We start from the raw sequence: 25,873 nt of genomic DNA, 5'->3' as shown, positions 1-25,873 counted from the left end.
ATACCGTGCCCATGGCCGGCTGCCCCAGGCAGAGAAGCCTCGCCAATTCCGCGAGGCAGCCGAGAAATGACCATTCCAAAACTGTCTAGAACGTGTTGCATAACGGCCGAGCTGATCACTCCCCACACCAGCCCGGTCCCCACCGCATCAGGACCGTCGCTGCACCCATTGGTTACCGTCGGCAGCGGCAACACCCTCTCGTTGCCGGTCAGCTCCAGGAAGAGCCAGCGCGAGTGACACGCTTCGCGTCCCATGCTGTGCCGGGCCGGCCACCCCTCGTGGACCGGCCCGGCAAGCACCCCCGTGACGCAACCTGTCACCCCCCGAGACAGGCCACGCCGGGTTCCCGCCGTCGGTGACGGCTTGTTGTCTTTCCCGTTTCCGGTCTTGACACAAAGAACAATGCAGGCGCGGGCTTGGCGCGCACTTAAGAACACCTTGCAAGATCAAATCCGCAGGTAGAGGGATCGTTTTTGGCAGGAACCCATCGAGTCGCACCATGCGGCCCCGGTTCGCGGGATGATGGAGACAAGAGCGCCGAGAAGATCGGAAGCGACGATGGAAACCGTGGTGGTCTGGATACTGGCCAGCCTGCTCTACTGGTGGGGCCTGCTGTAGGTGATCCGAAACCTGGCCGACTCCGACCAGGTCTATGCAATCGGTCGTAGGTTTGCTCCAGTCGAACGCACACCTCGCCGATCGGAGAGTCGTCATGGCTCAGTCGCCCACAGCACAGGCGGACACTCGCCCCGGTTCCGCTTACACCGAATTACGCTGGGCCACCGTTGTCTTTGCCGTCGCCCATAGCGGAAGTGCAAGGCCTTCCGCGCCGCCGTTGGCGAAGGTCAGCCGAACCGGTAGGCGATCACCACGTGGAAGTGCGGGCGCGGTTGGCGGTGTCGATCCTGTTTTGCATTTGTCGCATCAGTTCGTCGGCCGGACCCGGGGCGAAACTGAAGTCGTCCCGATTGTGGTTGAACAGGAGATAGCGCCCGTCGCCTGGGTAGTCCATCCAGATGAAGGGGCGGCCGTCATCGGTGGGCCGGATATCGTAGGCGGCGCCCGGATAGACGGTGATTTCCCCGGTGCCGCTGCGCGGGCGCCGGACGAATTGTTGCAGTTCCTCGATGGGTGACAGCTTGGTCGGGTGGCGCGCGTACACCGGCTGGTTCAGGTCGGACCGCCGCGCTGAGAACGAATAATGGCTTCCACCTTGACAATTCGGCAACATCGCCGCGATCTCTGCGACAAGTTCGCCCGCGCCGCACTGGGTGATGATCACGTCGCGGCCGTGTTCTCGGTCGGGGCCGGGCAGTTGCTGAGCCACCGTGGCGAACCGACCCGCCAGACTCGCGTGGACGCGCACCACTTGCGTCAGCCCAGGACCGTGAAAACCGTGGACCTCGATCCGCACCTGCGGTTCCAGCAGTGTGGTCAGCGCCCGATGGAACCGTTCGTCGAACAAGGGTTGCAATTGCTGCGCCGCGCGTGCACGCAGCCGTTCGTAATCGTCGCGGCGCTCTATGAACTCCGGCTGGTAGCTCAAGGGGTATGGCAGGCGGTCGCGCCCCATCGCCGACATCGCGAGAGTGAACGCGAAACCATCCAGCCGCCAGGGGGTTTCCCTCATACCTGCGCCTCGCGGGCGCTCGGTTCCAGCATGCGCGACGCGCACTGCGGCATGATTCGCTTGCTCATCCGCCGATGACCCCGCCCGGCGGTAGCACACCCGGCTGCACGCCGAGAAGCTCAGTAGTGCGGTCCTGGACCAGGTAGTCCGGGGTCTTGTGCTCTTGCTCGTCGTCGCCCTTTCCGCGGGCGCCGGCGGGCACACCCATGCCGGGCATGCCGGGGCGACCGGCCTGCGGGTTGCCCGCCCTCGACCCGGGCGCACCTGGACCGGGCTGACCGGACGGCTTGCCACCGGGGACGCTTTTACCCGGACTCGGGGTGCTGTTCGGCATACCGGAAACGACCGGAGTACCGGGCGTACCAGGGCTCGGCGCTCCGGGGCGGCCGAGCGGGTCCTCCAGGTAGTTCTTCGGCGGGTTCGCGGTGGGAGACGCATTCTGCGGCGTGGTGCTCGCTGGAGTGGTGTCGGCTCGAGTGTTGTTCTGCGGGCCCGTGTTCTGAGAGTTGGTGTTCTGCGGATCGCTGTTGTTCGGGTCGCCCAATTGCTCGCCGTTGGGGCTGGACGCGTTCGGCGTGTTACCGGGCGGAACGGCACCGGGGTTGGGACCATTGGCGCCCAGGCCGGGCGCCGGCGTGGGTTGATCGCCAGGCTGGTCGACCGGATTGAACGGCTCCGGTAGCAGCGGGGTGCGCCCGTCGACCTTCAGCACACCGGGCTGATAGACCGTGGTCATTACCTCCTGCGCGTGCGCGGCCGCTTCGTTGGCGCGATGCTTGGACAGCTTCAACACGCCATTGCCAGGAATATGCCCCATGAACTCGCCGAAGCCGTCCACATTCTCCGGTGGTGGCACGGACCGCTTGGCCTGATCGAGATAGCCCTGCATGAGGTCGATCCCGTTCGAAACCATTTGGAAGCTCACCGTGAGCTTCTTGAATTCCTCCGAATAGCTGCGGGTGGCCTCCATGGCAGCGTTCGCGGCGCGACCGGCCCATAACGTCGAAATGTCCTGGTCGATGCCCCTCCGGAACGCATCGACCGCGTTCGCGGCCTGTTCGGTCAAGCGCCGCCAGCCGTCGGCACCGGCATTGATATCGGACTGCTCGACACCCATGACCCCACCATGACCATTGAGCGCTTCCCAAATCTGTTGATGCGACCAGGTTTCGAACGCTTCGGGGGAAAGGATCTTGTTCGGCGCGGGTTGATGGTACTGCGGGTCGAGCCGACCCCACTCGTTGTCGATGATCTGCCGATCGGCATTCCAATAGTCCTCGGCATCTTTGCGGCGATTCGAATCCCGGTCGTTGTTCTGATTCGACTGGGTGTGCGCGTCGATGATCGCGACGGGTACGGGGCCGGCGACCGCAGTGACAACAGCCTTGGCGACGTCCAGTGGGTTGACCATCAGCGCACTTCCTCGGTCAGGTTGCCCATCTGGCTTCCTGCGGCTTCGTCGGTAGCTTTCAGCTTGCCGATCGCGACAGCGTAGGTGTCACGCATCAAGGTGACGATCTCGATGTGTTGCTGCACTCGGGTGACGGCTGAGTCGTTCGGATCATGTGAATCACCGCCAGCGGCTTTCCCTTCGAACTTGGCTTGCAGGGTTTGCGCCGATGGGAGGCCGCCGTAGCCGGACAGACGGTCGAGACGCTGGGCCATGGTCTTCATGGATCTGAGTTCTCCGAGAAATGTTTCGCAGCGTGCGCGTAATGCCTCGCCGATTCCTTCTTCCATGCGAAACTCGCCGGATTCAGCCTGCTGCTTCAGCTGTTGCCAACGCCGTATCTCGCCCTGCATGTTGTCCGCCATTACGTCCTCCCTCACGCAGATCTGACGATTGCTGCCGAATTGCGTCGCCTACTTCGGCAGGATGGGCTCAAGAGCCTGGGCGTGCTTTACGGCCAACTCGCACAGGTCGGGTTTTCTGGCCTCGCTCTCCCAACCAACGGCAATCTCGAACATGCCCTGCTCCGCCGGGAAACTCGCATAGCAGCTGTCGCCCTGAGTGTCGGACTTGTCTCGGCTGACAACTCCATTGCGGGCGCCGATAGTGATCTCCCGGAGGATGGCTATCTTGTTGTTCGCCCGGGTCTCGGCGAGGGTATGACTCGAGGACATAACATCGACTTTGTACTTGTGCTCAGGTGGGTACCAGCCGCAGATGCGCCACGCTGAGGGCCCTTGGGGTGGATCAGTTGTGACGCTCTTGGCGAGCGGGTCCAGTCCGATTGCGCGCAACGCCTCGTCGCTGAGTTGGCTACACGGGTTGAAGACTTGGACGTCACCCCTGGATTCGGTCGCACCGGTCGTAGGCGCGGCCCCATCCACGTTCGACCCGCAACCAGTGGCTAGTGCCAGTACAGCGACACCGCCGAGTGCGGTGCGTAGGACGTCGGCGGTGCGCATACTTCTCCTGGCGTCGGCGTCAGTAATTCCCCGTCGCTACTATATGACGCGCCAGATCCCGCCCCGGTTCCATCCGATTTCATTGGCGTTGTGGTTGGGCAGGGGCGCGGACCGCGTCGAGGCCGAGCTGGCGCCGATCACTGGTAGGCGCACCTGGTGGCAGAACCGCAGAATCGGCGTGGCCGAAGGGTGCTCGCGATATCGGTTCGGATCGGTACGAGTATGGTCTCGCGTTCAGGGTTCGAGGAATAGGCGCTCGCATGGCAGGCGCGGTAGTTCGGCTGTGTCGCCGGGTAGTACGGTGACGGCGTCGGCGTGGTGACGTGTCTGGTGATCTTGGATGAACAGCAAGGCGGCGGTCAGACAAGCGGCGAAGTCGAATCGTGCGCCGTGTAGGAAGACGCTCAGGTGCACGTCCGGTTCTTCAGGGCGCGGGGAAGTGTTGGCGCCCTTCACTGGTCGCGGACCCATTCGAGCGCCTCGGTATAGATGAGTTCGTTCGGTTTGCTCGGGTCGGTGCGGTCGTCGACTACGCGGACACCGATCCATGGGCAGGGGCCGCCGTCAGTTCGCTCGTGGTCGGCGAGTTTGCCGTCGACCAACCGCACCCATACCGCGCAAAACCGGGAGGGGCAAGCAACCTCGACCAACGCGTTGGTGTGGGGGTCGAACTTCCCGAATCCGCAGTGCGACCACAGGATCCACGGCCCCCGCTCGCAGTCATCCACGGGTCACCGCCTGCCACCGTCCCGGATCGATGCACGCGCGGATCGCGTCTATCACGGCAAGTCCCGATGGCCGGTATATGCATCGTGGTGGCTCCACCCAACACCGGAACTCCGCGCATTGGTCGCCAGGGGACGGCAACGCGATGGTGCCGCCCTCGCGGACGACCGAGATGTTCAGGCGAAATAGTTCTGCGAAAAGCCTGTCCTCGTCGGGCAGGTCGGGCCGTACCAGATAGGTCCATCGGCGGGAACGGGGATGTGACAGGATCGGACCGAGATCTGTGTTCCTGGAATGGATTTCAATCTTCACCGCTTGCCCCAGATGGGCGGGCATCATCAGCGCCCACACGTGGGTGGCGGGCATGATGATGCGGCCCAGGTGTGGTGGTTCGATGACGGCGGGCAGGTCGCACACGCGTCGGTAGAAGTGGCACCGGGTCATGGGTGTGTCACCAAAGGGTATGTGCTCCATCGGGTTAGACCTCTGATCACGTCGGCGGGCTCGAGGATGCACGTCCGGCCCCTAGACGTATCCGCAAGGACCAGGGACGCGAGCTGAGAAGGGAATCGGGCGAGCTCCCTACCGGACGCAGATCAAGGACACTCCACTTTCGGCCGGATCGGAAGTTGGAATCGGGAACCCGAAAAATTGGTCCAAATCCGCAGCGAAGCGACCGAACCGCGTGCGAGAGTTTTCCCGATCCGGAATCACGCACCCGTCCGAAGGGGGAACGCAATGCCAGAGGGAGACAGCACTCTTCCGCGCCGCCAGTTGGGTCGATACTTGCGAGAGGCGCGCGAGGGGGCCGGTATGACGTTAGAGGAGGCGGCTGCTCTGATGGAGTGGGGCAAGAGCAGCCTGCAACGGATCGAGAAAGGCCAGAACCAAAAGATTCGGCTCCGCGATCTCGATGGACTGATCGAGATCTACGGCATCAACGAGGACCGCGCTGCTGGGCTGAAAGGGCTGGCGCAGCAGGCAGCGGAGAAATCCTGGTGGCACGAGTTCGGCGACGTAATCCCCTCGAACTTCAGCGTATACATGGGTTTGGAGTCCGCAGCTCGCAAGCTGATCACATACCAGCCCGATCTCACGCCTGGCCTGCTTCAGACCGAGGATTACGCGCGTGTACTCGTCCGCAGCGCCTTCCCAGATGAGTCCGACACGGAGATCGACAATCGAGTCCAACCGCGAATACGGCGGCAACTGCTGATCACCCGCAGCATCAAGCCAGCGACGATGCGCATCATCCTCCATGAAAACGTGTTGCGCCGAGTGATCGGTGGTCCTAACGTCATGGCAGCACAGCTGCGGTATTTGGCTGACGCGAGCACCCGTTCGAACGTCTCCCTCCGGGTACTACCGTTTTATGCCGGGATGCCGACAGGCGACCAGATCGGACCAGTCGTGATCCTGGACTTCGGGCTGGACAGCCAAGGCAAGCCGGTGGAGCCGACAGTGGTGTACGCCGAAGGGTTCGCCGGGGACATGTACTCCGAAAAGGTGGGTATCGTTCAGCGGTATACAGAGGCGTACGAACGCATCGAACGAGCCTCGCTGGACGAGGTGAACAGCAGGAACCTGCTGAGGCAAGCAGCAAGGGAGTACGAGCGTGAACGTTGACCTATCCGGTGCCCAGTGGTTCAAGAGCACCCGCAGCGGGGGCGCGAAAGAGTGTGTTGAAGTCGCCTTCCTCGATGAAGACATGGTCGGAGTTCGCGACTCGAAGAACCCGACAGGCCCAGCGCTGGTCTTCACCCCCGACGAATGGGCAGCCTTCACCACTGGCGTTGTCGATGGCGAGTTCGACCAGAAGTAAAAGAGATAGCGGAAGGCCCTGCCCTTATCAAGCTTTCGAGGTGCAGGGCCTTTGCGTTGGTTGAATCAGCAGACGGCATGCACTGTCCTGTTCGGAGTTGGTTTGCGGTGTTCGGGGATAGGTTGCGGAGTTCGGACGTACCTTGCCGGTTCTCAGGACGTGGGCCATGTCGGGGAGAATGCGGTGGTGACGCTGTCTCGACTCAACCGGTTCAACCAGCGACATCCGTGGAGCCACAACGACCACTACGGCCCGTGGGTCGTCGGCCAGGTGGCAGCGTCGGGGGCTCGTCATGTCCTTGATGTCGGATGCGGCACAGGCAATCTCATCGCCCGGCTCCGCCGCCGAGCCATTACCGTCACCGCGCTCGAACCCGACTCCGCGACCGTCCGCGTGGCGGCGCAGCGCTTCGCCGACGACCCTGCGGTGACCATAGCGCAAGCCGACTTCGCCGGGCGCGACCCTCAGCGGCGCTGGGATGCTGTAACCCTCGTCGCCGTCCTGCATCACCTCCCCTTGATGCCGACCTTGCGCGAGCTGCGCCACTGTCTCGCCCCGGGCGGGCGACTGGTGGTCGTCGGCTGCTACCGCGGGGCCGGACCCATCGACCTGCTCACCGGCTTGACTGCCATGCTCGTCAACCCTGTCATGGGACTGGTCAAGCACCCAGCCCGCGCTGATGTGCCGCCCCAGCACATGACGGCACCCACCGCCGATCCAGAGGAGACACTGGCAGATATCCGGGCCGCTGCCGCGCTGGCACTGCCGGGCGCCCGAATCCGGCGTCGCCTGTTCTGGCGATACACCCTGGTCTACGACGCACCCTCCGGACGTGGCGCCGATTCCGCAAACTAGGGCCGAACAATCCGCATGTCCTTCGTCCGCACCTGCCTTGCGGGCCGCAGGTCAGCCGCCCCTCGCTCCGCAAGGTTCGCGAAACAGTTCGAAGAACCCAGCTGGGTCGGCCTGGTCTTCACCGCCGGTGAGTGGAATGCATTCACCGGTGTTGCGTTGCGAGGTCTCAAAAGTCTTGGCGGAATCTCAGAACGTTTGGCGAGGACGTGGCGGTTCGACAGCCCCGTAATACCGATGAGCGAGCAGTTTCCGATGCTCGATAACCCGCAGGCTGATCCGAGCCTGGTACTCCGGTCTGATGTGCTGCAATACTGCAATCCGATGTGTTTGCCGAGGTTCAGTCCCTATTGTCGGATCATGGGTATACGAGCCTTCGTTCTCCCGATCTGCACAGCCGCGATGGTCCTGTCTGCCTGCACGACGAGCTCGGTCGAGCCCGCCCCCGTACCTTCAGTTGCCCCCGCCCGCGTGGACAGGGTGCAAGGCGACCTCGACGCGGTGGTCCGCGCGGGTGCTGTCGGGGCCATTGCCACGCTCACCGAAAACGGCGCCACCACCGTCGTGACCTCCGGCCTCGCCGATATCGCCGCAGGGACCTCGATCCCTACCGATCCTCCCCAGCATGTCCGGGTCGGTAGCATCACCAAGGCTTTCACCGCCGCGATTGTGCTGCAGCTGGTGGCGGAACACCGGATCGACCTCGACCAGTCGATCGACACGTATCTGCCCGGTCTGCTCACCGGTGACGGGGTGGACGGGCACGCCATCACCGTCCGCCAGATCCTTGGCCATCGAAGCGGACTGCCCGAACTGACCGAATCCCCGGAGACGAACGAGTACGAGGCGGCACAGGAAGGCCGCACCTACACCCCAGCACAGGAGATCGCAGTCGCCTTGCGGCATCCCGCGCAGTTCGCCCCCGGCACCCAATTCAAATACACCAACACCAACTACATCGTCACCGGCATGCTGATCGAGGCGGTGACCGGACATCGCTACACCGATGAGCTGCGCGACCGCATTCTCACTCCGCTGGCCCTGTCGGACACCTACCTGCCGGCCACCGGCGAAACCGGTCTGCGCGACCCGCATCCGACCGGCTACGCCACCGTCGACGGCACGATTACCGACGAGACGCGGGTGGAGCCGTCGCTGCCGTGGGCGGCTGGCGGGCTGGTCAGCACCGGCGCCGACCTGAACCGGTTCTTCCTCGCGCTGCTGGCCGGTCAGGTGGTGCCGCAGACCCAACTGCAGCAGATGCTCGAAGGGATCGACATGGGCCACGGTGACGGCATGTCCTACGGGCTCGGCATTGCGTACACCCAACTATCTTGCGGCGCACGATATGTCGGCCATCTCGGTAGTGTCCACGGCTTCTCCGCCATCTCCGGTGGCACCACGGCCGGGCTCGCGGTCACCTTCTCCTACACCGGTACACCCTCCACCGTGGATGTCCGCAACTTGCTCACGCACGCACTATGTGGGTGAACAACCCAGTCTGCCTCTCCCTCACCCAGCCAGTAGCATCACGATGCATGCTGTGCCGAGCAAACGACTCCTCGGCACCGGACACGACACCACTCATCGGGCCCGCCGGCTCGACTGTCGGGCAACGCATCGAGTCCCGCGGTTCGTGACGGCGCTGAGGAGGTCCGGCCGTTTCCGGATGCTACGGCAGAATCAGGTCCGGGCTGTAGATACGAGCAATCCCTTGGCCGTCTTTGGTGATTTCGGTGAAGCTGCGATAGCGATGCCCAGGCTTGGCCAGTGCCTCGTCCACAGTCAACGGCGGGGAGGGATACCTCCCGTTCATGCAACGAAATGGGCCACTGATCGCGACCTCTTCGTTCGCCCCGGTCTCATACGCGTTGTAATCCACAACCTTCACAACCATGGTGCAATCAGTTTCGAGCGTGATGGCCCCATCTTTGATGGTGAGGCCGCCAAATGCCCTGGGTACCCCATTCTCGGCGTAAATACATGACTCTACTTCCGCGGAGCCATCACTCGACAGAAATGAGCCCGAGCAGCTGTAAGGGCTATCCGGAGCTGCGAGAGCGGCGGGTGCGATCAAGAGCAGTGGTGCTGCACTGGCCAAAACGCAAGACAGGACACGTGATAACGAACCGATGGGCATATGAGACCTTTCGATACAGATTTATCAGATTCCCGATGAATGACCTTGTACCAGCCTACGTGTGCCACCGGCAGGCCACATGACCCTAGCAGTCGAGGCACCTTGCCGTGCTCGGCTATGCACCATCCCACCAGTCTCCACACCCTCCCTCCGCGACAGAGGCGTACCCCTGCGCGACAACGAATTTCGGCCCAGCTCCACGCACAATGCTTGACGCGCAACGTGTTCGTTCGGTGCAGCCACCGCCGCAGCTCGAGTCACGACCGACACCGAAGCGCATGGCCTTCTGTGTTGGTTGAATCAGCGCAAGATGTCGACGACCACCTTGGCGGTGTCGGCAAGAAGGGCGTTGTCCGCCTCCGCGTTCGGCGCGGACTTGCGGGTTTGGATGGCGATCACGATCGGCGCGTGCCCGCCGTCCGGCCAGGTGATGGCGACGTCATTGGCGGTTCCGTAGTCGCCGGTGCCGGTTTTGTCACCGGTGGTCCAGCCGGCGGGCAGCGCAGCACGAATTCGCTTGTCTCCCGTGGTGTTCGCTTTCAGCCAGGCGATGAGCCGGTCGCGCTCCGGCGCGCCGAGCGTATCGCCGAGCACCAGCGCGCGGTAGTCGGCCCCGAGCGCGGCGGGGGTGGTCGTGTCCCGCTCGTCACCGGGAATGGCGGTGTTGAGCTCGGTCTCCCAGCGGTCCAACCTGCTCACCTGGTCGCCAAGCGTGCGCAGGAAGACCGTAAGTTTTTGGGGGCCACCGAGTTCGCGGAGCAGAAGGTTGCCCGCGGTGTTGTCGCTGCGGGTGATCGCGGCCTCGGCGATTTCGGAGACCGTCATGCCGTCTGCCACCCGGGTGCTGGTGACTGGTGAGTTGGCGACGAGGTCCGCCTCGGTGAAACGGATAACCTGGTCGAAGTATCCGGTGTCGAGTGGGTGCGCCTTCAGCAGAGCGGCAGCCGCAAGCGTCTTGAAGGTGGATAGCAAGGGGAATCGTTCGTCGGTACGGTTGCCGAGCGTCCTGCCGGTGCCGGTATCGACAGCGAACAGTCCCACCTGTGCGTCGTACTGCTTCTCCAAGTCGACCACCCGCGCCGCGGCGGCATCCACCGCCTGCACACCGGTGGTCGAAGTCGCGCGAGCCGCATCGGAATCAGTGCCACACGCCGCGAGCGACGGCACCACGAGAGCGACTGCCACAGCCATTCGGTAATCACGCCACAGGTGAGTCATCCCATCACTCTGCCAGGCCGTCGCACCCAGTCCAGTCGTAGATCGTGATGATCACGGCGTGGTGGCGGATCGGCGCTGGGACTGGCTTGCGCGGGAGCGGTATCGGTGTTGATCCTGGTGTTCGGGCCGGTCTCCGGCGCACATTTCAATCCGGTCGTGTCCGTGGTGGACTGGTTGGCTGGGCGCCGCCACGGCACCGGCCTGTCCGGCGGCGCCGTCGGCGGGTATATCGGCGCGCAGACCGTCGGCGCGGTCGCCGGGGCCATCTTGGCCAACGCTATGTTCGACCAGGCCGCGATCCAGCTCGCGACGCACCATCGGATCACCGGTGGGCACCTGCTCGGTGCGAGCGTAGCCACCGCGGGACTGATCACCGTCGTCTTCTGCTTGGCCCGCACCGGTCGCGCCGCGTTGTCGGCGGCCGCGGTCGCGGCGTGGATCGGCGCGGCCTACTGGTTCACCAGCTCGACCTCCTTCGCCAACCCCGCCGTCACCATCGGGCGCATGTTCTCCGACACCTTCGCCGGAATCTCCCCCGCCTCGGTGCCCGGGTTCGTCGCCGCCCAGATCGCCGGAGCCGGGCTCGGTCTGGGCCTGGTCGCGCTGCTCTACCCCACTGCCGCGGTAGCGGTCGCCGACGACATCGTCGTGCCCCACACCACCGACAATCCCGCCCGATGACCCGAAAGGTGCCCGCGCTCATGGCTTCCGCACCGAGTGTGCTGTTCGTCTGCCTTCACAACGCCGGACGCTCCCAAATGGCCGCAGCGTTCCTCACCCACCTCGCCGGCGACCGCATCCAGGTCCGCTCCGCCGGATCCACACCCGCCGACCAGATCAACCCGGTCGCCGTCGACGCCATGGCCGAGGTCGGTATCGACATGTCCACCGAACTGCCCAAAGTACTCACCGCCGAGGCCGTGCAAACCTCCGACGTCGTGATCACCATGGGCTGCGGCGACGCCTGCCCCTACTTCCCCGGCACCGACTACCGCGACTGGAAAACTCGACGACCCCGCCGGACAAGGAATCGATGCGGTGCGACCGATCCGTGACGAAATCCGCACACTCGTCGAAAACCTCGTCGCCGAATTCCTGCCCACCGGCTAGGAACCGGGCGACCCCACCCGGACGCGGTGTCTCGTCAACGTTCGCGAGACACCACGGGCGACAGGACGTCTGCGCGGGTGGAGGCTGTTCCGCAACCCGGCGATGGCCATGGTCGCCGTGCCGAGCACGGCGATACCGCAGAGCTGCGCCGAAGTTGTCATGGCTGCGGTGGCGGGCTGTTGTGAGCAGTGGGGGCCGATCCCCACCTGCAGCATCCCGGCTCCATCCCCTCAGCGCACTGGAGCTGGGGGCCAGGGGTCGGGTTTGATGTTGGCGGGCTTGCGCGCGGGGTTGTCGTCCCAGTCGAAGTGGGTGCCGACCCATGCCGTCGGGTTGTCGAAGCGGATTTCGCCGGCCGCGAAACGGGTGGTGGCGAAGGAGATGTCACCGAAGAAGTCGGCTTCGGAGAAGTCGACGGTGCGACCGCCGAATATGGTGGCGGCAAAGGTCACCGTGCCATGGAATTCGGCACGCGTGAAATCCGATCCGCGGGTTCCGGTTGCGCGCCAGCGTTGCTGCGCGCCGATTCGAGCGCGGTCGAATTCGGTCGTGGTGGCGTAGAGTTTGGCGTCGCTGAAGGTTATTCGCGGGCTGATGAACTCGGTGCCGTGGAACGAGGTGTGCTCACCGTCGAAGATCGCATTCTCGAAGGTGGTGAGCGCGGCACGGAATGTGGCCCCGCGGAACGATGTTCGGGCACCGACCAATCGAGCGCCGAGGAAGGTGGTGCGACCTCCCGAGTAGCGGGTGTCGGTGAATGAGCTGTGTGGGCAGTCGACGGTCATCCCGTCGAATGTTGTGCGGTCGCCGCGGAACTCCGCACGGTCGAAGTCGACGAAGCGGCTGGTGAACGTGGCATCCCGGAAAGTGACGTGCTCGCCGGTGAAGCGAGCGTTTTCGAAGGTGGTGTGCCCATCGCCGACGAACCGCGCCCTGTGGAACGTCGTGCGCCGACCACCGAATTCGACGTTCTTGAAGTAGGCGTTGACGAACAGCGCTCCGGTGAAATCGAAATCGCAGTCCGACCAGGACACCTCGGCGGGACGGCGCAAGCGTGCCGTGATCACCTCCAGAATCGTCCGGCGCACCTCATGATCGTTCTGGCGGAATTGGTAGACCCGCTCGACCTTGGTTCCGAACTCTTCCGACGATTCGGCCCGCGACACAAGATGATTCGTCCCGGCATCGGGATCATAGGGCAGCCGAATGTAGCCGCACAGCACATCGACGCACTGCTGTCGGTGACCTGGTGCCGAGAACTCGTCAGCCACCCCGGCCATCGCGTATACACCGGCGATCCGCACAGCCACGTCGGTATCACCCAACTGCCGCGCCGCCGCCCCGAACAGGTCGGCGAACCTGCCGCGTTCCAGATCGCGCTGCCGACGATAGGCCACCACCAGTCCGACCGCGCCGCCGACGCCCGCCGCCACCGACAGCGCAATCTTGGCGAGTTCCACCTGATTCGGCGTCTCGGTCTTCGCCCCCAGCACGGACCACAGCAGCCACCAGGTCAGCGCCGCGATCCCGAGCCCGCACACCACGATTGTCAGCACCGACAGCAACAGCGCCGCGCGGTGTAGCCGGTCGCCCAACCACCCCCATCGCATGAGGTGCATGGTAGCTCGGACGATCCGTCCGAGCCCACCGGACAACCCACGGCCGCCGCGCTGCCCCAATCTATTTCACCCGTCGCATGACACCGACCGAGTGGCACGGCACACCGGGCACGCCCGCGATTCGCCGCCCTTTTGCCGATCGGCGAGCAGCCGAAAAGCGTGGTGCGAGTCGCAGGGATGCGCGAATGCTTGCGAAGGCGACTGGTCAAAGAACACCATCGCAGCCAACTCGCCACGGATCGGGCGGACCAGGCGGCGCCGTGTCACATGCGGATGCGTCGTCATTGAGGTGCCGGATTCCGTGTGTCGATCGCGACGCCCAGCGCACCGGGAAGCCGGGGGATCCAGCGTGGCACGGCGCGCCGATACTCCTCGTAGGGCCGGCCGAACCTGGTCACCAGCTTCGGCTCCTCATCGAGTCGGATATAGATGTTCTGGGCGAGCACGAACAGCAGAAACCAGCCCAGAATCCACCACGACCCGAGGACGGCCGCCGCACCGGCGAGAATCGCGAAAATGCCACTGATCATGGGGTTTCGGACGTATCGGTACGGGCCGCCGATGACCAGATCCTTGGGCGGGTCCCAGGGAGCGAGTGTGCCGCGAGCCCGAGAGAACAGTCCGATCGTCACGGTCACAGTGACGATTCCGACCAGTGCAAGGCCGATCCCGACGACTACCAAGATCACATCGAACGGGCTCGGCAGGTTCCAGCCAGGTCGAACTCCGCCGAGGATCGACATCACCGTCGGTATGACGATGACGACCGTCCCCGGTAGGGCCAGGATTACCCGAGTCTGGCGCCTAACGGACATAATGCAACCTCCAATACATCGAACATGACTTTGCCGCGCTCCCTCGCTGGTCAGTGGGTTGGGCGTGTCCGCTCGACGTGCCCGGTGATGCAGCGAAGCAGGCCGGCGTGAGCTGGTGATCCCCGACAGTCATGCGGGCGGCGGATGTGGTCGCTGGTGCGGTTTCTTCAAAGTTTCGCTAGGCCGCTCGCCGTACGCCATTCGGTAGGTCCCCGCGAAATCGCCGAAGTGCGTGAAGCCCCACCTGAGCGCGATCGCGGACACGGTCGCCTGATGTGGGTCGGCCTGTTCCAACTCGGTCCTGGCGTGTTCCAGCCGCACCCGCCGCAGGTAGGCCATGGGAGTCGTATCGAGGTGCCTGCGGAATCCTTCCTGCAAGGCCCGTACACCGACGCCTGCCTCGGCGGCCAGCTGCGTGACGGTCACATGCTCCGCCGCGTGTGCATGGATGAAAGCCACGGCCTGCTTGACCGTTGTCGAGCCCGCTGGCGTGGCGCTGCCGTTGTGCAGCTGCTCTGAGTAAGAGTGACGCGTGCTGAGGAGAAACCCCGTGGTCATCAGGTCTTGCAGATGGGGCACTGCCAGGGGGTGCGTGGCGACCTGCTGGCCCTGGTCGATTTCGCGGACCGCGAGCCTTACCTGATCCAACCAGGCCCGCATCGCGGGGGTCGTGAGGTCTTGACCCAACTCGAACCGCAGCCTGGTTTTCATCTCCTGACCGATCATCCGTTGCAGCGTCGACTCCATGCCCGACGCGTCGAACCACACCAACAGCATCGGACTGTCAGCGGGCCAATCCAGCATGAACTGCTCATGCGGCTGGGCCATCGTTGCCGTCCACCGCGTCGCGGTCTCCCGCTCCCTGCCGCTGAATGTGTCAATAGCTCCGGCCAACGGGATGTGGACCAAGTAAAAATTGTCGGTGTGGCGCGGGGTAACCAGCACCTGCGCGCCAGCCCCGTAGTCGAGCGCGGCGAGCGCGACCGGCCCTAGCGACACTGCGTTCTTGCGGGCCTCGAACCTGCCTGCCGCACCGATGATCTTCGCATCATGGGGAGCGCGGAGGACCCTGCCGATGACTTCACGGGCCTCGTCCACATCACGGGTCCGCAGCACGCTGTGGTTGGCCAGCGGTAGCGCGTTCTGTTCACGTCGCCCTCCCCATTCGAAAAGGATGCAACGTGTAGCCGCTCGCACGCCACGCAACTGCGCCATTCCGATAGCGCGGTCCGCGCCTATCCGATAACAACAGCCCGTGGCGTCGAACAGATCAGCCACCGCGACACGCCATCGGACCAGCGCACCATGTCGTCCCCCTTGGCCACCACCGGCGGAACCGCCCACCACCACTGGCGCTCCCGGCCCAATCAACCACATCAATTCCGACCACGACTCGATGTCGAGCTATCACGAACTCGACGACCCCGACCCCATGCCAGCTGGCATCAGCTTCTTCCGGAGCACATGTGCCACCCTGTCGTGGGTTTTCCGACGACAGGGTGGTGCACATGGCCCGCACCCGGTGCTCCAACGCCGGGTCGTTCTTCTCGGCACCGGTAACGGTAAGCACGCCATCGACTTCGGCATTCAAACGATCAGACATGACGAATTTGCCCTCACAGACCGATCGACGCGCCGCATCGGGCAGAATCAGCGCTACAGATCCGGATACTGACGATGGGCCTGGCGGTAGTGATGACCTGCGACTGCCCGGGCGTCACCGAGATCCTCTGGCGATTCCTAGCCTCTTCGTTGTCCCCCGCGTGGGTGTAGAACACCGTAGCGCCGTCGGTGCCGTCCGAGGCCCAGACCCACAGCCACGTATTGCCGTTGTCCACCTGGGCTTGACGCTGCTCGAATTCATACACCGGCGGCGCGGCGGACGCGGTCGCAGACATACCGAAGGTGGCAGCGGCGCCGATCGCCAGACCAGCCAAGATTGCACCAGTGTTGATCATTTTCCCGCTTTCGGGTTTACGAACCGGTTTGGAGGTGATTGGTTCCGGTATCAGTGTTGTCATTACATTTCTAATTTTGCCAGGCCACGTTGCACCTGTTATCTTGCCGTTGATACTTGTCCCTTTCTTTCGAGTGCACCACCTATAGCGGTGCCGCTCAGTCCTAGGTCTCGCCTGCCGAAACGAAGGCAGGAAACGGTTTGATTGGCCAGCGGTAGGCACCTTCTGGTCACCGTCTCACTCCTTCATACAAGAAGGATGCAACGTGTAACCGCTCGCGCGCTACGCAGATGCGCCTTTCCGATAGCGCGTCCGCGCTTATCCGATAACAACCATGAACCGGACTCGGCATCGTGCAGATCAGCACAGGACAGACATCGATCTGCGCTTATCCGATACCGGCGTCTCGCCCATTCGATAGCCACCCCGGCGTCACACACCTAGCATTATCAACACCCCGTGAACACGTTTCCCCGGCCCGCACAGACACCAGCAGCGAACCTCCCCGGCGGGAGAAGCGTGAGAATGGGAATACCGGTCGAAATGAGAGCGTTCGTCGATATGGACAATACATTCAATCAAGATCCACAGGATTGGCGCAGACTGCGCGACGTCAATCATGATACGGCTCACACCTTCCTCGAGCGGGCAAAAAACGATCCCGACTATGAGGCCGACTTCTATGCGGAAAAGGGTTACGCGGCCTACGCATTTTTGGAGATTTTAGCCCGGCCGTACCGGCGTGCTCGTGAACTCGGTTGGACCTCGGTCGCGGATGGCCGTCGAAATGCGGGCGACAACTCACACACGACCGCAGATGCCATCGAGAACATCGATAGCGAGGGTGGCGCGTCGGTTCGGCGGACGGCGCCGGAGGCGTAAGGCCGTAGCGTCCGACGGGCATCTGGGTAGGGGGATTCGAAATGACTGTTGCCGACTCGCAATCAGTTCGGCATGGCGCGTGCGATAAGGGAAGTTCTGATGACTGACAATAAGAGCGGCATCCTCAAACCGGACGATACCCTCAAGGAGGGGGACTGGCTGTACTCGCCGAACGGTCAGTACAGGCTGGGGCTCCGGGACGGAAAGATGGTCACCGAGCACGTCCCGAGTGGAGATATTGTCTCGACAGTGGACGCAGGCGACGCCACCGAAATCGTATTCGAAACCGAAAGCTGGACGGGTCACGGCGAGTATCGGCTCGAGCTCCACAATAAGGATGACAACGAGATCTGGGCAGCGGATCCTGGCGACAAGGAAAACCGAGGGGGCGGCTACGACGATGACGATAAATATGATGACTGGGACGATGATAACAGTGACGACCAGCACGTTTCACAGTTCGCTCTTACAAACGACGGCCACATCGTTGGGGTCAAACACGATCTAGGCGACAATTGGTCCGGCAATATCAGCAAAGACGATAAAAACGTTCTCTGGTTCGACCGAGACGCAAGTTCCGAAAAAATCGCCTACGAAGATTACGCGAGAAGCATGTCTCGTGATCCAAAGAAAGGCAGCAAACTCAAAGACTTCCCGCTAAAGATCAAAGTCCCCCCCGGCAAGGCGTCGGACGAGCTGAAGACGTTCATCGATTTGGCGAACTCTCAGCTCAGCTATTTGATGTTCCAAATGGGTGCGGGCAAGAAGCCGGAGGCCTTGCAGTCTCCAGACGAGGGCGAGGACAATAATCCCTGGGATGACAACCTAGGCGATTTCGTCGATCCGCAAACAGCGGCAGAGCTCGAACTCAGGAACTCCGAATCCAGCGCAAAGGGCGCAGCCGTAGAGGCATACCAATCAGCCGGAGATTTTCTCAGCGATCTGGCAGGTCGGTGGCACGACATGGACGAGGAATTCAAACTAGCGGACGAGAAACTCGAGCTAGAAAATTACCGTACATACAAGAGTATGTACGACACGATTCAACAAGCCCATGAAGATGTCTGGGCCACACTTAAAGATGGCGTCGACGTCGATGAAAAACAGCCGGCTTACACCGAGTTCGGTATCCAAAATGTTGCCGAGGAAACGCAGGTTTACCACATCGTCAAACTAGCTGTCCAGGACTGCGTAGACAAAGTCGTCGACTACGCCAACCGGTCCGAGGAATACGCGAAACGGTTCGGGGACTTCCCGGGGTACCCCACCGAAAAGGAAGGCCAGGGCGGGGACGGCAAAGACAGCGACGACAGCAAAGACAGCGACAGCGGCGGCGACGGCAAAGACAGCGACAGCGGTGCAACGCCACCAACACCAACACCAACGCCAACGCCAACGCCAACGCCAACGCCAACGCCAACGCCAACGCCAACGAGTGACCCTTACGTTGCACCGACCAATTCCACACAATCAGTCGGTGCCCAGAACGAGGATCTCTCGTCGAACTTCGACGACCTTCTTTCGGGCTCCGCGGAAGAGCCCTCGGATATTCTGGGGGGCAACGGTAGTGGTGATACATCGTCGAGCGCGGACCTTGGTTCTCTTGTGCAGGCGGAGCTGCAGCCTGGTTCCGGAAACGGGTCGGGGATCGGCGCGATCCCGCCCGCCAATACTGCCGCGGCCCCACCTCATGGCGGTAGCGCCCCCGATCTGACGCCGCTGCTGATGGCGTCCACTCTGGGGCAGATGGGGAATCAAATGCGTCCCCAACCCAGCGACGACAAAGGCTCCGATCACATGGATTCGTCCGGGGACCGGAGCCGCGACCAGCACCGCGCCGCGACCGCGCCCACCTATCCCGCCGCTCAGGCGCCTACTGCTCCCGCGGTGACGGCGCCGACCTACGCGGGTGCCCCGCCGGCGGTAACGTCGCCGGGTGCGATGGTGGATTACGCATTGCCGGACACGTCGACCGTGCAGGTATCGTCGACCGTCGCGGAGGCTTTGCAACGGCAGCAGCAAAATGTCGCCATCGATGCGGCAGCCGCGTATTCGGGAACCCCGGGTGAGTCGACACCGAACCATCCGTGGTCGACGATAAACGATGTCGCCCAGCTGAAGACGGGCGATGTCGCGCAGTGGGAGAACCACAGCGCGCTGATCGTCAACAACCAGAACGGTCTACAAATCCTGGACAACGGTCAACTCGTTCCATTGGATCCCAACAATCCCCCTCTGATCGAGAAGTACCGGAATTTCGCGGGCTACTTCCACCCAACCGGTATGGATGTCGGCACCAATACCAACCCTGGATCCGCGGCACCACCGCCGCCGACCGTGAGCCGAGCACAGCCCGCCGGTCCATCACCCATTACGCCACCGAAGATCTAAGGTTTGGGGCCAGCCACGATTTATCGTCCCCGCCACGCTTCTAGTGTCGTGGTCCTGAAATCTTCGCCATATATTTGGCGAGAGAGTCGAGGATTTCCTCGGCGGTCTTGTGCCAGGTGAATGGTTTCCGGTCATTGTTCCAGTTGGCGATCCAGGTGCGGACGTCCTTCGCTAGTGCCGGCCGAGACGGCGCGCCGACCTGATCGCCGCAAGCATGAGACCACCTGCTTCGAAGAACAAGTTCGCCCGAATCGCCCCGCCTGTTGCCCACTGCCGCAGGGCCCGGGGCGCTAGCCTCATCAGCATGTGGCGTTTCGGTGGACTCCTAGTGGGGATCGCGACGTTTTCGCTGGTGGCGGGCAACGTGTTCACCGCGACCGCGCACGCCGCGACCGACGACCAGGTGCGGTGCGCGGTCACCTCGGGACGCGACCCGGAACGGGCCGCGCCGGAGCAGGTCGGGTTGGACGCCGCGAGGCTTCAGGATGCGCTGACGTTCGCGAGCGAGCGAAACCGTTTCAATGTGCAGGTGTTCCGGCACAACTGCCTGATCGGCGAGGGGCCGACGAACGATCAGACCGGCGACGTCGCGTGGAACATCTGGAGCGCGACCAAGAGCGTTGTCTCCGTTATCGCCGGAATCGCCTGGGACCAAGGAAAACTCGATCTTCAGGCGCCGATCGATCGCTATCTGCCCGCAGGACTCGGCGACGCGGAACACCGCTCCATCACCGTGGAGAACCTGCTCACCGAGACGTCGGGCATGCGGGTCGGGGTGCTGACGGAAGGCATCACCGGCGTGATTCCGATCGACCCGAACAGTGCGGTGCAGGCACTGGGCGTGTTGCTGGACAATCCGCCTGGCACCGTCTTCACATACAGCCAGCGCAATGTCGACCTGCTCTCGTACGTGATCGAGCTGGCCGTCGGGGAACCATTGCAACAGTTCGCACAACGTGAGCTATTCGAGCCGCTGGGCATTCCTCGCAGCGACTACTACTGGGCCCGCGACCGCGCCGGACACACCTACGGCTACGCGCATCTGATGATCCCGCCGAACGATTTCGCCAAGCTCGGTCTTCTGGTGAGCAACAACGGGCAGTGGGGCGCGCAGCAGATCGTATCCACCGACTACCTGCGAAAGGCCCGCGAGCCCTCGCCCACGAACCCGTGCTACGGGTACCTGTTCTGGCTCGGGCCTGGCTGTATCGAGATTGCCGACTTCCTGCCCACCGACATATATGCGATGTCGGGACTCGGCCTGCAGGACGTATTCATCATTCCGAGCCTCGATCTCACCGTGGTGTGGACGGGCGTCTTTGGAAACGTCAGCGGCCACGGCGTCAGCGGGGTCGTACAGAACACCCAGGAACTGCCCTACGAGTTCTTCCGCAGACTGTTCGCCGCGTTCTACGACCGACCGGTGCCGGATCCAGGCCCCTACATCGAACCGCCGGTCCGGCTGGACCCTCGCCGCTTCGTCGACGTGAACATCCTGCTCGCGGTGTTCGGCATCGGTCCGTCCGCCTACCCGAGCTGCAACGTCTTCGCCTGCCTGAGCTACCCGCTGGCGCCGCCGTTCGCCGACACCGCACCAGGCTGCGCCATCCTCGCCTGCCTCGGACCCGAACCGTGGACCCCCGGCATCCGCTGAGTCACGTCACCACATGCGGCCGGACGCAGACCATGACGGTTTCGCCTGGCCCGGCCCTGCGCGTCAGGGAGCCCGTTCCTACTGATCTGGTTCGTTATCGGCGCAGGCCGACAGCACGACCGAGCCCGGACGCGTGCCTTCCGGCCCGCTCAGCGGGCGGCGAGACCTGCGAACCGCGCGGTGTTCATGTAATCGCGGAACAGCACCACCTTGCCGTCTCTGACCCGAATCACGTTGACCGATGTGCGAACGCGGGCTCGCTCGGCGCCGGGGTGCGTCATGTCGACCTCGTTCTCCACCAGAAAGACCCCGGGGTCGGTGGTCTCGTAGACCTGGGGTTCAAAGCTGCTCGCTTGTTCTTCTGTGTTTGTCTATGTTTCTCGGCTATCGTCTGTATGTTCGATTCGGTGCGGGCCTGGGGGATCGCGGGGTGTGGGTGAGTCACAAGCAGGGGGTGCGTTTCGAGCTCGCTCCCGATCCGGAGCATGCGGTGTTGATGGGTCGGCATGCGGGGTTGTCGCGGGTGGTGGAGAACTTCTGTTTGGAGACGGTGGTCAAGAAGTGGGCGCAGCGCAAGGCCGAGGAGTCCTACGGTTTCACCGGTGAGCAGTTGACCAGGATGCCGTGGACCGCGCCCGCGCTGGAGAAGGAATGGCGCGCGACGCATCGGTCCCGGTTCCCGTGGTTCACCGAGAATATGCTGTCGTCGCGGGTGCCCAAGGAGGCGTGTCGGGTGCGGGCGGCCGGGTTCGCCAACTACCTGCAATCCAAGACCGGCAAACGCAAGGGTCCGCGAGTCGGGTTCCCGACCTGGCGTAAACGCAAGGACAGCAGCCGATTTCGCTACGATGCCGACCGCGCCAAACCCCTCAGCCCCCGCAGTGTGTGGCTGCCCGGGATCGGACAGGTGGCCACCCGGGAGGACATGTCCTGGCTCACGCACAGAGTGACCGACGGGCGTGCCCGGATTCTCGGGGCCACGGTGCGTGAACAGACCGGGCGGTGGTGGATCTCGTTCCAGATCGAGGTCGACCGCGACAAGCTCAACACCCGCCGCCGGGTGCCCGGCGGCGCCCCGAAATCCGGGATCGATCTGGGGTTGAAGACCTTCGCGGTGATTGCCGACGACGACGGAGGCCGCGAGGAGATCCACGCGCCCAAACCCCTGGCCCGAGCGCAGCGGGCGTTACGCCGCGCGAACCGGAAACTCGCACGCTGCCGACCGAAGTCGAACAACTGGAACAAGACCCGGGTACGGGTGGCGCGGCGGCATCTGCGGGTCGCCGACCAGCGGAAGGATTTTCTGCACAAAACCACTACGAGGTTGGCGAGAACCAAGACGGCCATCGCGGTGGAGACATTGAATGTCAAAGGTATGGCCGCCAACCGGAGACTGGCGCGCGCGATTTGCGATGCCGGGTTCGCCGAGTTCGTGCGTCTACTGGAGTACAAGGCCCGCTGGTACGGGTCCAGGGTGTGGAAGGCCGACCGCTGGTTCGCCTCGTCGAAGACCTGCGGTGCCTGCCGGCGAGTCGAACACGGCTTAACCCTGGCCGACCGGACCTGGGAATGTCGCGGCTGCGGTGTGGTGCATGACCGTGACCACAACGCGGCCGGGAACCTGCTGGCCGCGATGCTCGCCGACACCGAACCCGAACATGTGGTCCTCGCCGGGAAGTTCCCCGGAGAGGTGAAACGCCTCGCCGAGACCGCGTAAGACCACGGCCTTTTCCGGGCCGGGCAGCAGTCGACGACGCAGGAAGAGCCTCAGCGCCGACAAGCGCTGAAACTCACGCAACGGATGGATGCCGTGCACTGCCGGACAGCCCCGACCACCGCTGCGCCAGGTGCTCGCGAATCGCGTCACGCCCGTCCAGCCGAGCTGGGATGCCCGGAACTACGAAGGGGATCTCGAACACCCCGTCGGGCGCGAACAGCTCGACGAACGCATCCGCATCACGATGCCGGAGCCGACCGAACAACTTCTCGACCAGCTCACGCGAACTTTCCACCGACTCTGTCGCCACCATTCGTACGGCAATCGGCACGCTGCTGACTCGCGCCCAGCAAGCGGGCGCCGTCCGCACCGACATCGAAACCGACGACCTGATGCGAATCCTCAAAGGCGCTTTCCTCGCCACCCACAGCACCAGCGCCACCCCTGCCCAGCGCAACCGCACATTCGCGGTCGTCTTCGACGGGCTGCGCGCCCGCTGAACACAGCGTCTCCGGCCGTCGGCGATCCAGGTCTACGCACAAGCCGACGACATGAGTGCGCCCCGATACCCATTTCTCAGCGGTCGCTGAGCAATACCTCGGCGATCTGAATGGTGTTGAGGGCGGCGCCCTTTCGCAGGTTGTCACCCGAGATGAACAGGGCGAGTCCGCGGCCGTCAGGGACGCCGGGGTCCTGGCGGATACGGCCGACGAGGGAGTCGTCGATGCCCGCGGCGGCCAGCGGGGTGGGCACGTCGACCAGCTTCACGCCGGGGGCCTTCGCCAGGATCTCCTTGGCGCGCGCGACCGAAAGCGGCTCGGCGAACTCGGCATTCACCGACAGCGAGTGGCCGGTGAAGACAGGGACGCGCACGCAGGTGCCGCTCACCGCGAGATCCGGGATGCCGAGAATCTTGCGGCTCTCGTTGCGCAGCTTCTGGTCCTCGTCCGTCTCGCCGGAGCCGTCGTCGACCAGCGCCCCGGCCAACGGAAGCACGTTGAACGCGATCGGCGCGACGTACTTGTTCGGTGCGGGAAAGTCGACGGCGCGGCCGTCGTGGGTCAGCTTCTCGGCATCGTCGATCACCGCACGTGCCTGGCCGGCCAGCTCGTCGACTCCGGCAAGGCCGCTGCCGGACACCGCTTGATAGCTGGACACGATCAGGCGACGCAGGCCCGCGATGTCGTGCAGCGGCTTGAGCACCGGCATGGCGGCCATGGTGGTGCAGTTGGGGTTGGCGATGATGCCCTTGATCAGGTTGCGGGCCTGCTCAGGGTTGACCTCGCTGACCACCAGCGGGACCTCGGGGTCCTTGCGCCAAGCCGAGGAGTTGTCGATCACCGTGACGCCGGCCGCGGCGAAGCGCGGGGCCTGCACCCGGGACATGGTCGCCCCTGCGGAGAACAGCGCGATGTCCAGCCCGGATGGATCGGCGGTCTCGGTGTCCTCGACGACGAGCTCGCGGCCGCGCCAGGGCAGCGTCTTGCCCGCCGAACGCGAGGAGGCGAAGAACCGCACCTCGTCGGCCGGGAAGTTGCGCTCCTCCAGCAGTTTCCGCATGACGGCGCCGACCTGTCCGGTCGCGCCGACGACGCCTACTCGAATTCCCATGGCTTACCGTCCTGTTCCCGCGTGGACCACGGCCACCTCGTCGCCGCCCAGATCGAAGGCCTTGTGCAGCACCTTGACCGCCTCGTCCAGTTCGGTGTCCTTGACCAGAACGGAGATCCGGATCTCCGACGTGGAGATGAGGTCGATGTTCACACCCGCCTTGGCGAGCGCCTCACAGAAGGTGGCCGTGACGCCGGGGTGGCTCTTCATACCGGCGCCGACCAGGGAAACCTTGCCGATGTGGTCGTCGTAGAGCACCTGGTAGAAGCCGATCTCGTCCTGGCGCTCGGTCAGCATCTCGACCGCGCGGGCACCCTCGCTCTTCGGCAGCGTGAAGGTGATGTCGGTCTTGCCGGTCTCGACCTTCGAGATGTTCTGCAGGACCATGTCGATGTTGATCTCGGCGTCGGCGACGGCGCGGAACACCTTGGCGGCGAAGCCCGGTTCGTCCGGCAGCCCGACGACGGTCACCTTGGCCTCGCTGCGGTCGTGCGCGACGCCGGTGAGGAGTGCTTGCTCCAAGGGGATGTCCTCCATCGATCCGTAAACGTAGGTGCCCTGCTTGTCGGTGTAGGACGAGCGCACATGCACGGGCACGTTGTAGCGGCGGGCGTATTCGACGCAGCGCAGCATCAGCACTTTGGCGCCGCAGGCCGCGAGTTCCAGCATCTCTTCGTAGGAGACCTGCTCGAGCCGCTGTGCGTCGGGCACGATCCTCGGGTCGGCGGTGAAGACGCCGTCCACATCGGTGTAGATCTCGCAGACGTCCGCGTGCAGCGCCGCGGCCAGCGCGACCGCGGTGGTGTCCGAGCCGCCGCGGCCAAGCGTGGTGACGTCCCTGCTGTCCTGACTCACCCCTTGGAAGCCCGCGACCAGCACGACGAGGCCCTCGTCGAGCGCGTCACGGACGCGGCCCGGGGTCACGTCGATGATCTTGGCGTTGCCGTGCGCGCCCGTGGTGATCACGCCCGCCTGCGAGCCGGTGAACGAGCGGGCCTCGGCGCCGAGGGAGTGGATCGCCATGGCGACCAGCGCATTGGAGATCCGCTCACCGGAGGTGAGCAGCATGTCCATCTCGCGGGCGGGCGGCGATGGCGCAACCTGCTGCGCGAGATCGAGCAGCTCGTCAGTGGTGTCGCCCATGGCCGAGCAGACGACCACCACCTCGTGGCCCTGCTTTCTCGTCTCCACGATCCGTTCAGCGACGCGCCGGATGCGCTCGGCGGTCGCCACCGAGGATCCTCCGTACTTCTGAACAACGAGAGCCACGACAGGGTCCTCCCCGATCGACGATCAGCAGGTAACAGTCACCCAGA

27 protein-coding genes and 1 pseudogene are annotated in these 25,873 nt (G+C 63.9%); 11 read left to right on the top strand and 17 right to left on the bottom strand.

What is annotated here, in order from left to right; translation table 11 throughout:
* Positions 1-865: 865 nt before the first annotated feature.
* The 7 genes from OHB12_RS26550 to OHB12_RS26520 form a co-directional block, all read right to left on the bottom strand.
* A complete protein-coding gene (locus OHB12_RS26550) occupies positions 866-1,630 on the bottom strand; it encodes an ESX secretion-associated protein EspG (protein ID WP_327111729.1) in 765 nt (254 codons plus the stop codon).
* 64 nt (positions 1,631-1,694) lie between these two features.
* Positions 1,695-3,041 carry a hypothetical protein gene (locus tag OHB12_RS26545; protein ID WP_327111728.1) on the bottom strand — a complete coding sequence of 449 codons (1,347 nt, stop codon included), beginning with the start codon at positions 3,039-3,041 and terminating at the stop codon, positions 1,695-1,697.
* Positions 3,041-3,445, bottom strand: a complete 405-nt coding sequence (locus OHB12_RS26540; RefSeq protein WP_327111726.1) for a hypothetical protein — start codon at positions 3,443-3,445, stop codon at positions 3,041-3,043. Before OHB12_RS26540 ends, OHB12_RS26545 begins: the two co-directional genes overlap by 1 nt.
* A gap of 48 nt (positions 3,446-3,493) precedes the next feature.
* Positions 3,494-4,042, bottom strand: coding sequence for a DUF3558 domain-containing protein (locus OHB12_RS26535; protein ID WP_327111724.1), 549 nt, complete (start codon positions 4,040-4,042; stop codon positions 3,494-3,496).
* Between the two features lie 234 nt (positions 4,043-4,276).
* Entirely contained in the window at positions 4,277-4,513 is a 237-nt protein-coding gene (locus OHB12_RS26530) for a hypothetical protein (protein ID WP_327111722.1), read from the bottom strand.
* Positions 4,495-4,770 carry a hypothetical protein gene (locus tag OHB12_RS26525; RefSeq protein ID WP_327111720.1) on the bottom strand — a complete coding sequence of 92 codons (276 nt, stop codon included), beginning with the start codon at positions 4,768-4,770 and terminating at the stop codon, positions 4,495-4,497. The genes OHB12_RS26530 and OHB12_RS26525 overlap by 19 nt, the downstream gene beginning before the upstream one ends.
* Entirely contained in the window at positions 4,763-5,212 is a 450-nt protein-coding gene (locus OHB12_RS26520; protein WP_327111718.1) for a DNA-directed RNA polymerase subunit beta, read from the bottom strand. Before OHB12_RS26520 ends, OHB12_RS26525 begins: the two co-directional genes overlap by 8 nt.
* Positions 5,213-5,506: 294 nt before the next feature.
* Between OHB12_RS26520 and OHB12_RS26515 the strand changes: the two genes are divergently transcribed.
* From OHB12_RS26515 to OHB12_RS26500, 4 genes are all read left to right on the top strand, one after another.
* Positions 5,507-6,394, top strand: a complete 888-nt coding sequence (locus OHB12_RS26515; protein WP_327111716.1) for a helix-turn-helix domain-containing protein — start codon at positions 5,507-5,509, stop codon at positions 6,392-6,394.
* Complete coding sequence (locus tag OHB12_RS26510) at positions 6,384-6,590, top strand: DUF397 domain-containing protein (protein WP_327111714.1); 207 nt, start codon at positions 6,384-6,386, stop codon at positions 6,588-6,590. The genes OHB12_RS26515 and OHB12_RS26510 overlap by 11 nt, the downstream gene beginning before the upstream one ends.
* A 186-nt stretch (positions 6,591-6,776) precedes the next feature.
* A complete protein-coding gene (locus tag OHB12_RS26505; protein WP_327111712.1) occupies positions 6,777-7,445 on the top strand; it encodes a class I SAM-dependent methyltransferase in 669 nt (222 codons plus the stop codon).
* A 357-nt stretch (positions 7,446-7,802) separates the two neighbouring features.
* A complete protein-coding gene (locus tag OHB12_RS26500) occupies positions 7,803-8,933 on the top strand; it encodes a serine hydrolase domain-containing protein (protein WP_327111710.1) in 1,131 nt (376 codons plus the stop codon).
* 181 nt (positions 8,934-9,114) lie between these two features.
* On the opposite strand, the gene OHB12_RS26495 is transcribed toward OHB12_RS26500, so the two are convergent.
* Together OHB12_RS26495 and bla are read right to left on the bottom strand one after the other, a co-directional pair.
* The gene (locus tag OHB12_RS26495; protein ID WP_327111708.1) at positions 9,115-9,339 is read right to left on the bottom strand and encodes a hypothetical protein; all 225 of its coding nucleotides are present in this window, start codon (positions 9,337-9,339) and stop codon (positions 9,115-9,117) included.
* A 543-nt stretch (positions 9,340-9,882) separates the two neighbouring features.
* Positions 9,883-10,773, bottom strand: coding sequence for a class A beta-lactamase (gene bla / locus OHB12_RS26490; protein ID WP_327111706.1), 891 nt, complete (start codon positions 10,771-10,773; stop codon positions 9,883-9,885).
* Between the two features lie 102 nt (positions 10,774-10,875).
* Between bla and OHB12_RS26485 the strand changes: the two genes are divergently transcribed.
* The gene (locus OHB12_RS26485; protein WP_327121492.1) at positions 10,876-11,481 is read left to right on the top strand and encodes an aquaporin; all 606 of its coding nucleotides are present in this window, start codon (positions 10,876-10,878) and stop codon (positions 11,479-11,481) included.
* 20 nt (positions 11,482-11,501) lie between these two features.
* Positions 11,502-11,910, top strand: a pseudogene (locus OHB12_RS26480) (arsenate reductase ArsC).
* A 230-nt stretch (positions 11,911-12,140) separates the two neighbouring features.
* On the opposite strand, the gene OHB12_RS26475 reads toward OHB12_RS26480, so the two are convergent.
* The 4 genes from OHB12_RS26475 to OHB12_RS26460 all read right to left on the bottom strand — a co-directional run bounded on the left by OHB12_RS26475 (position 12,141) and on the right by OHB12_RS26460 (position 16,365).
* The gene (locus OHB12_RS26475; RefSeq protein ID WP_327111704.1) at positions 12,141-13,520 is read right to left on the bottom strand and encodes a pentapeptide repeat-containing protein; all 1,380 of its coding nucleotides are present in this window, start codon (positions 13,518-13,520) and stop codon (positions 12,141-12,143) included.
* Between the two features lie 290 nt (positions 13,521-13,810).
* Positions 13,811-14,344, bottom strand: a complete 534-nt coding sequence (locus OHB12_RS26470; RefSeq protein WP_327111702.1) for a methyltransferase family protein — start codon at positions 14,342-14,344, stop codon at positions 13,811-13,813.
* Between the two features lie 129 nt (positions 14,345-14,473).
* On the bottom strand, positions 14,474-15,622 hold the full coding sequence (locus OHB12_RS26465) for an AraC family transcriptional regulator (RefSeq protein ID WP_327111700.1): 1,149 nt from the start codon (positions 15,620-15,622) through the stop codon (positions 14,474-14,476).
* Between the two features lie 338 nt (positions 15,623-15,960).
* Entirely contained in the window at positions 15,961-16,365 is a 405-nt protein-coding gene (locus OHB12_RS26460) for a hypothetical protein (protein WP_327111698.1), read from the bottom strand.
* Positions 16,366-16,827: 462 nt separating this feature from the next.
* Here OHB12_RS26460 and OHB12_RS26455 point away from each other — a divergent pair, with 462 nt between their 5' ends.
* From OHB12_RS26455 to OHB12_RS26445, 3 genes are all read left to right on the top strand, one after another.
* Positions 16,828-17,184 (top strand): hypothetical protein, encoded by a 357-nt coding sequence (locus OHB12_RS26455; RefSeq protein ID WP_327111696.1) that lies wholly within the window; start codon positions 16,828-16,830, stop codon positions 17,182-17,184.
* Between the two features lie 99 nt (positions 17,185-17,283).
* Positions 17,284-19,575: a hypothetical protein gene (locus tag OHB12_RS26450; protein ID WP_327111694.1), complete on the top strand. Its 2,292-nt coding sequence runs from the start codon at positions 17,284-17,286 to the stop codon at positions 19,573-19,575.
* 304 nt (positions 19,576-19,879) lie between these two features.
* Entirely contained in the window at positions 19,880-21,229 is a 1,350-nt protein-coding gene (locus tag OHB12_RS26445) for a serine hydrolase domain-containing protein (protein ID WP_327111692.1), read from the top strand.
* Positions 21,230-21,378: 149 nt separating this feature from the next.
* Here the strand turns inward: OHB12_RS26445 and OHB12_RS26440 are convergent, their stop codons facing one another.
* Complete coding sequence (locus tag OHB12_RS26440; RefSeq protein WP_327111690.1) at positions 21,379-21,510, bottom strand: hypothetical protein; 132 nt, start codon at positions 21,508-21,510, stop codon at positions 21,379-21,381.
* Between the two features lie 155 nt (positions 21,511-21,665).
* Here OHB12_RS26440 and OHB12_RS26435 point away from each other — a divergent pair, with 155 nt between their 5' ends.
* Positions 21,666-22,946 (top strand): RNA-guided endonuclease InsQ/TnpB family protein, encoded by a 1,281-nt coding sequence (locus OHB12_RS26435; RefSeq protein ID WP_327111688.1) that lies wholly within the window; start codon positions 21,666-21,668, stop codon positions 22,944-22,946.
* A 73-nt stretch (positions 22,947-23,019) separates the two neighbouring features.
* Here OHB12_RS26435 and OHB12_RS26430 read toward each other — a convergent pair whose 3' ends face one another.
* Positions 23,020-23,259 (bottom strand): nuclear transport factor 2 family protein, encoded by a 240-nt coding sequence (locus OHB12_RS26430; protein WP_327111686.1) that lies wholly within the window; start codon positions 23,257-23,259, stop codon positions 23,020-23,022.
* On the opposite strand from OHB12_RS26430, the gene OHB12_RS26425 reads away from it, so the two are divergent.
* A complete protein-coding gene (locus tag OHB12_RS26425) occupies positions 23,258-23,446 on the top strand; it encodes an SbtR family transcriptional regulator (RefSeq protein WP_327121490.1) in 189 nt (62 codons plus the stop codon). The genes OHB12_RS26430 and OHB12_RS26425 overlap by 2 nt on opposite strands.
* Before the next feature lie 76 nt (positions 23,447-23,522).
* Here the strand turns inward: OHB12_RS26425 and OHB12_RS26420 are convergent, their stop codons facing one another.
* Entirely contained in the window at positions 23,523-24,557 is a 1,035-nt protein-coding gene (locus tag OHB12_RS26420) for an aspartate-semialdehyde dehydrogenase (RefSeq protein ID WP_327111684.1), read from the bottom strand.
* Between the two features lie 3 nt (positions 24,558-24,560).
* Complete coding sequence (locus OHB12_RS26415; protein ID WP_327111682.1) at positions 24,561-25,826, bottom strand: aspartate kinase; 1,266 nt, start codon at positions 25,824-25,826, stop codon at positions 24,561-24,563.
* Positions 25,827-25,873: the final 47 nt, after the last annotated feature.

Source organism: Nocardia sp. NBC_01730 (assembly GCF_035920445.1).
In the GTDB taxonomy this organism is placed as follows: domain Bacteria; phylum Actinomycetota; class Actinomycetes; order Mycobacteriales; family Mycobacteriaceae; genus Nocardia.
The sequence above is the reverse complement of the archived record's forward strand: the minus strand, read 5'-3'. Positions and strand labels throughout refer to the sequence as shown.

Excerpts from the sequence above, each read along its gene's own strand:
- OHB12_RS26470 (WP_327111702.1), bottom strand. The coding sequence starts at position 14,344 with ATGTCCGTTAGGCGCCAGACTCGGGTAATCCTGGCCCTACCGGGGACG.
- OHB12_RS26445 (WP_327111692.1), top strand. The coding sequence starts at position 19,880 with ATGTGGCGTTTCGGTGGACTCCTAGTGGGGATCGCGACGTTTTCGCTG.
- OHB12_RS26550 (WP_327111729.1), bottom strand. The coding sequence starts at position 1,630 with ATGAGGGAAACCCCCTGGCGGCTGGATGGTTTCGCGTTCACTCTCGCG.
- OHB12_RS26455 (WP_327111696.1), top strand. The coding sequence starts at position 16,828 with ATGGGAATACCGGTCGAAATGAGAGCGTTCGTCGATATGGACAATACA.
- OHB12_RS26440 (WP_327111690.1), bottom strand. The coding sequence starts at position 21,510 with ATGACGCACCCCGGCGCCGAGCGAGCCCGCGTTCGCACATCGGTCAAC.
- OHB12_RS26535 (WP_327111724.1), bottom strand. The coding sequence starts at position 4,042 with ATGCGCACCGCCGACGTCCTACGCACCGCACTCGGCGGTGTCGCTGTA.
- OHB12_RS26430 (WP_327111686.1), bottom strand. The coding sequence starts at position 23,259 with ATGGTGGCGACAGAGTCGGTGGAAAGTTCGCGTGAGCTGGTCGAGAAG.
- OHB12_RS26420 (WP_327111684.1), bottom strand. The coding sequence starts at position 24,557 with ATGGGAATTCGAGTAGGCGTCGTCGGCGCGACCGGACAGGTCGGCGCC.
- OHB12_RS26545 (WP_327111728.1), bottom strand. The coding sequence starts at position 3,041 with ATGGTCAACCCACTGGACGTCGCCAAGGCTGTTGTCACTGCGGTCGCC.
- OHB12_RS26530 (WP_327111722.1), bottom strand. The coding sequence starts at position 4,513 with ATGGGTCCGCGACCAGTGAAGGGCGCCAACACTTCCCCGCGCCCTGAA.
- OHB12_RS26520 (WP_327111718.1), bottom strand. The coding sequence starts at position 5,212 with ATGACCCGGTGCCACTTCTACCGACGCGTGTGCGACCTGCCCGCCGTC.
- OHB12_RS26460 (WP_327111698.1), bottom strand. The coding sequence starts at position 16,365 with ATGACAACACTGATACCGGAACCAATCACCTCCAAACCGGTTCGTAAA.
- OHB12_RS26540 (WP_327111726.1), bottom strand. The coding sequence starts at position 3,445 with ATGGCGGACAACATGCAGGGCGAGATACGGCGTTGGCAACAGCTGAAG.
- OHB12_RS26475 (WP_327111704.1), bottom strand. The coding sequence starts at position 13,520 with ATGCGATGGGGGTGGTTGGGCGACCGGCTACACCGCGCGGCGCTGTTG.
- OHB12_RS26450 (WP_327111694.1), top strand. The coding sequence starts at position 17,284 with ATGACTGACAATAAGAGCGGCATCCTCAAACCGGACGATACCCTCAAG.
- OHB12_RS26500 (WP_327111710.1), top strand. The coding sequence starts at position 7,803 with ATGGGTATACGAGCCTTCGTTCTCCCGATCTGCACAGCCGCGATGGTC.
- bla (WP_327111706.1), bottom strand. The coding sequence starts at position 10,773 with ATGGCTGTGGCAGTCGCTCTCGTGGTGCCGTCGCTCGCGGCGTGTGGC.
- OHB12_RS26515 (WP_327111716.1), top strand. The coding sequence starts at position 5,507 with ATGCCAGAGGGAGACAGCACTCTTCCGCGCCGCCAGTTGGGTCGATAC.
- OHB12_RS26495 (WP_327111708.1), bottom strand. The coding sequence starts at position 9,339 with ATGGTTGTGAAGGTTGTGGATTACAACGCGTATGAGACCGGGGCGAAC.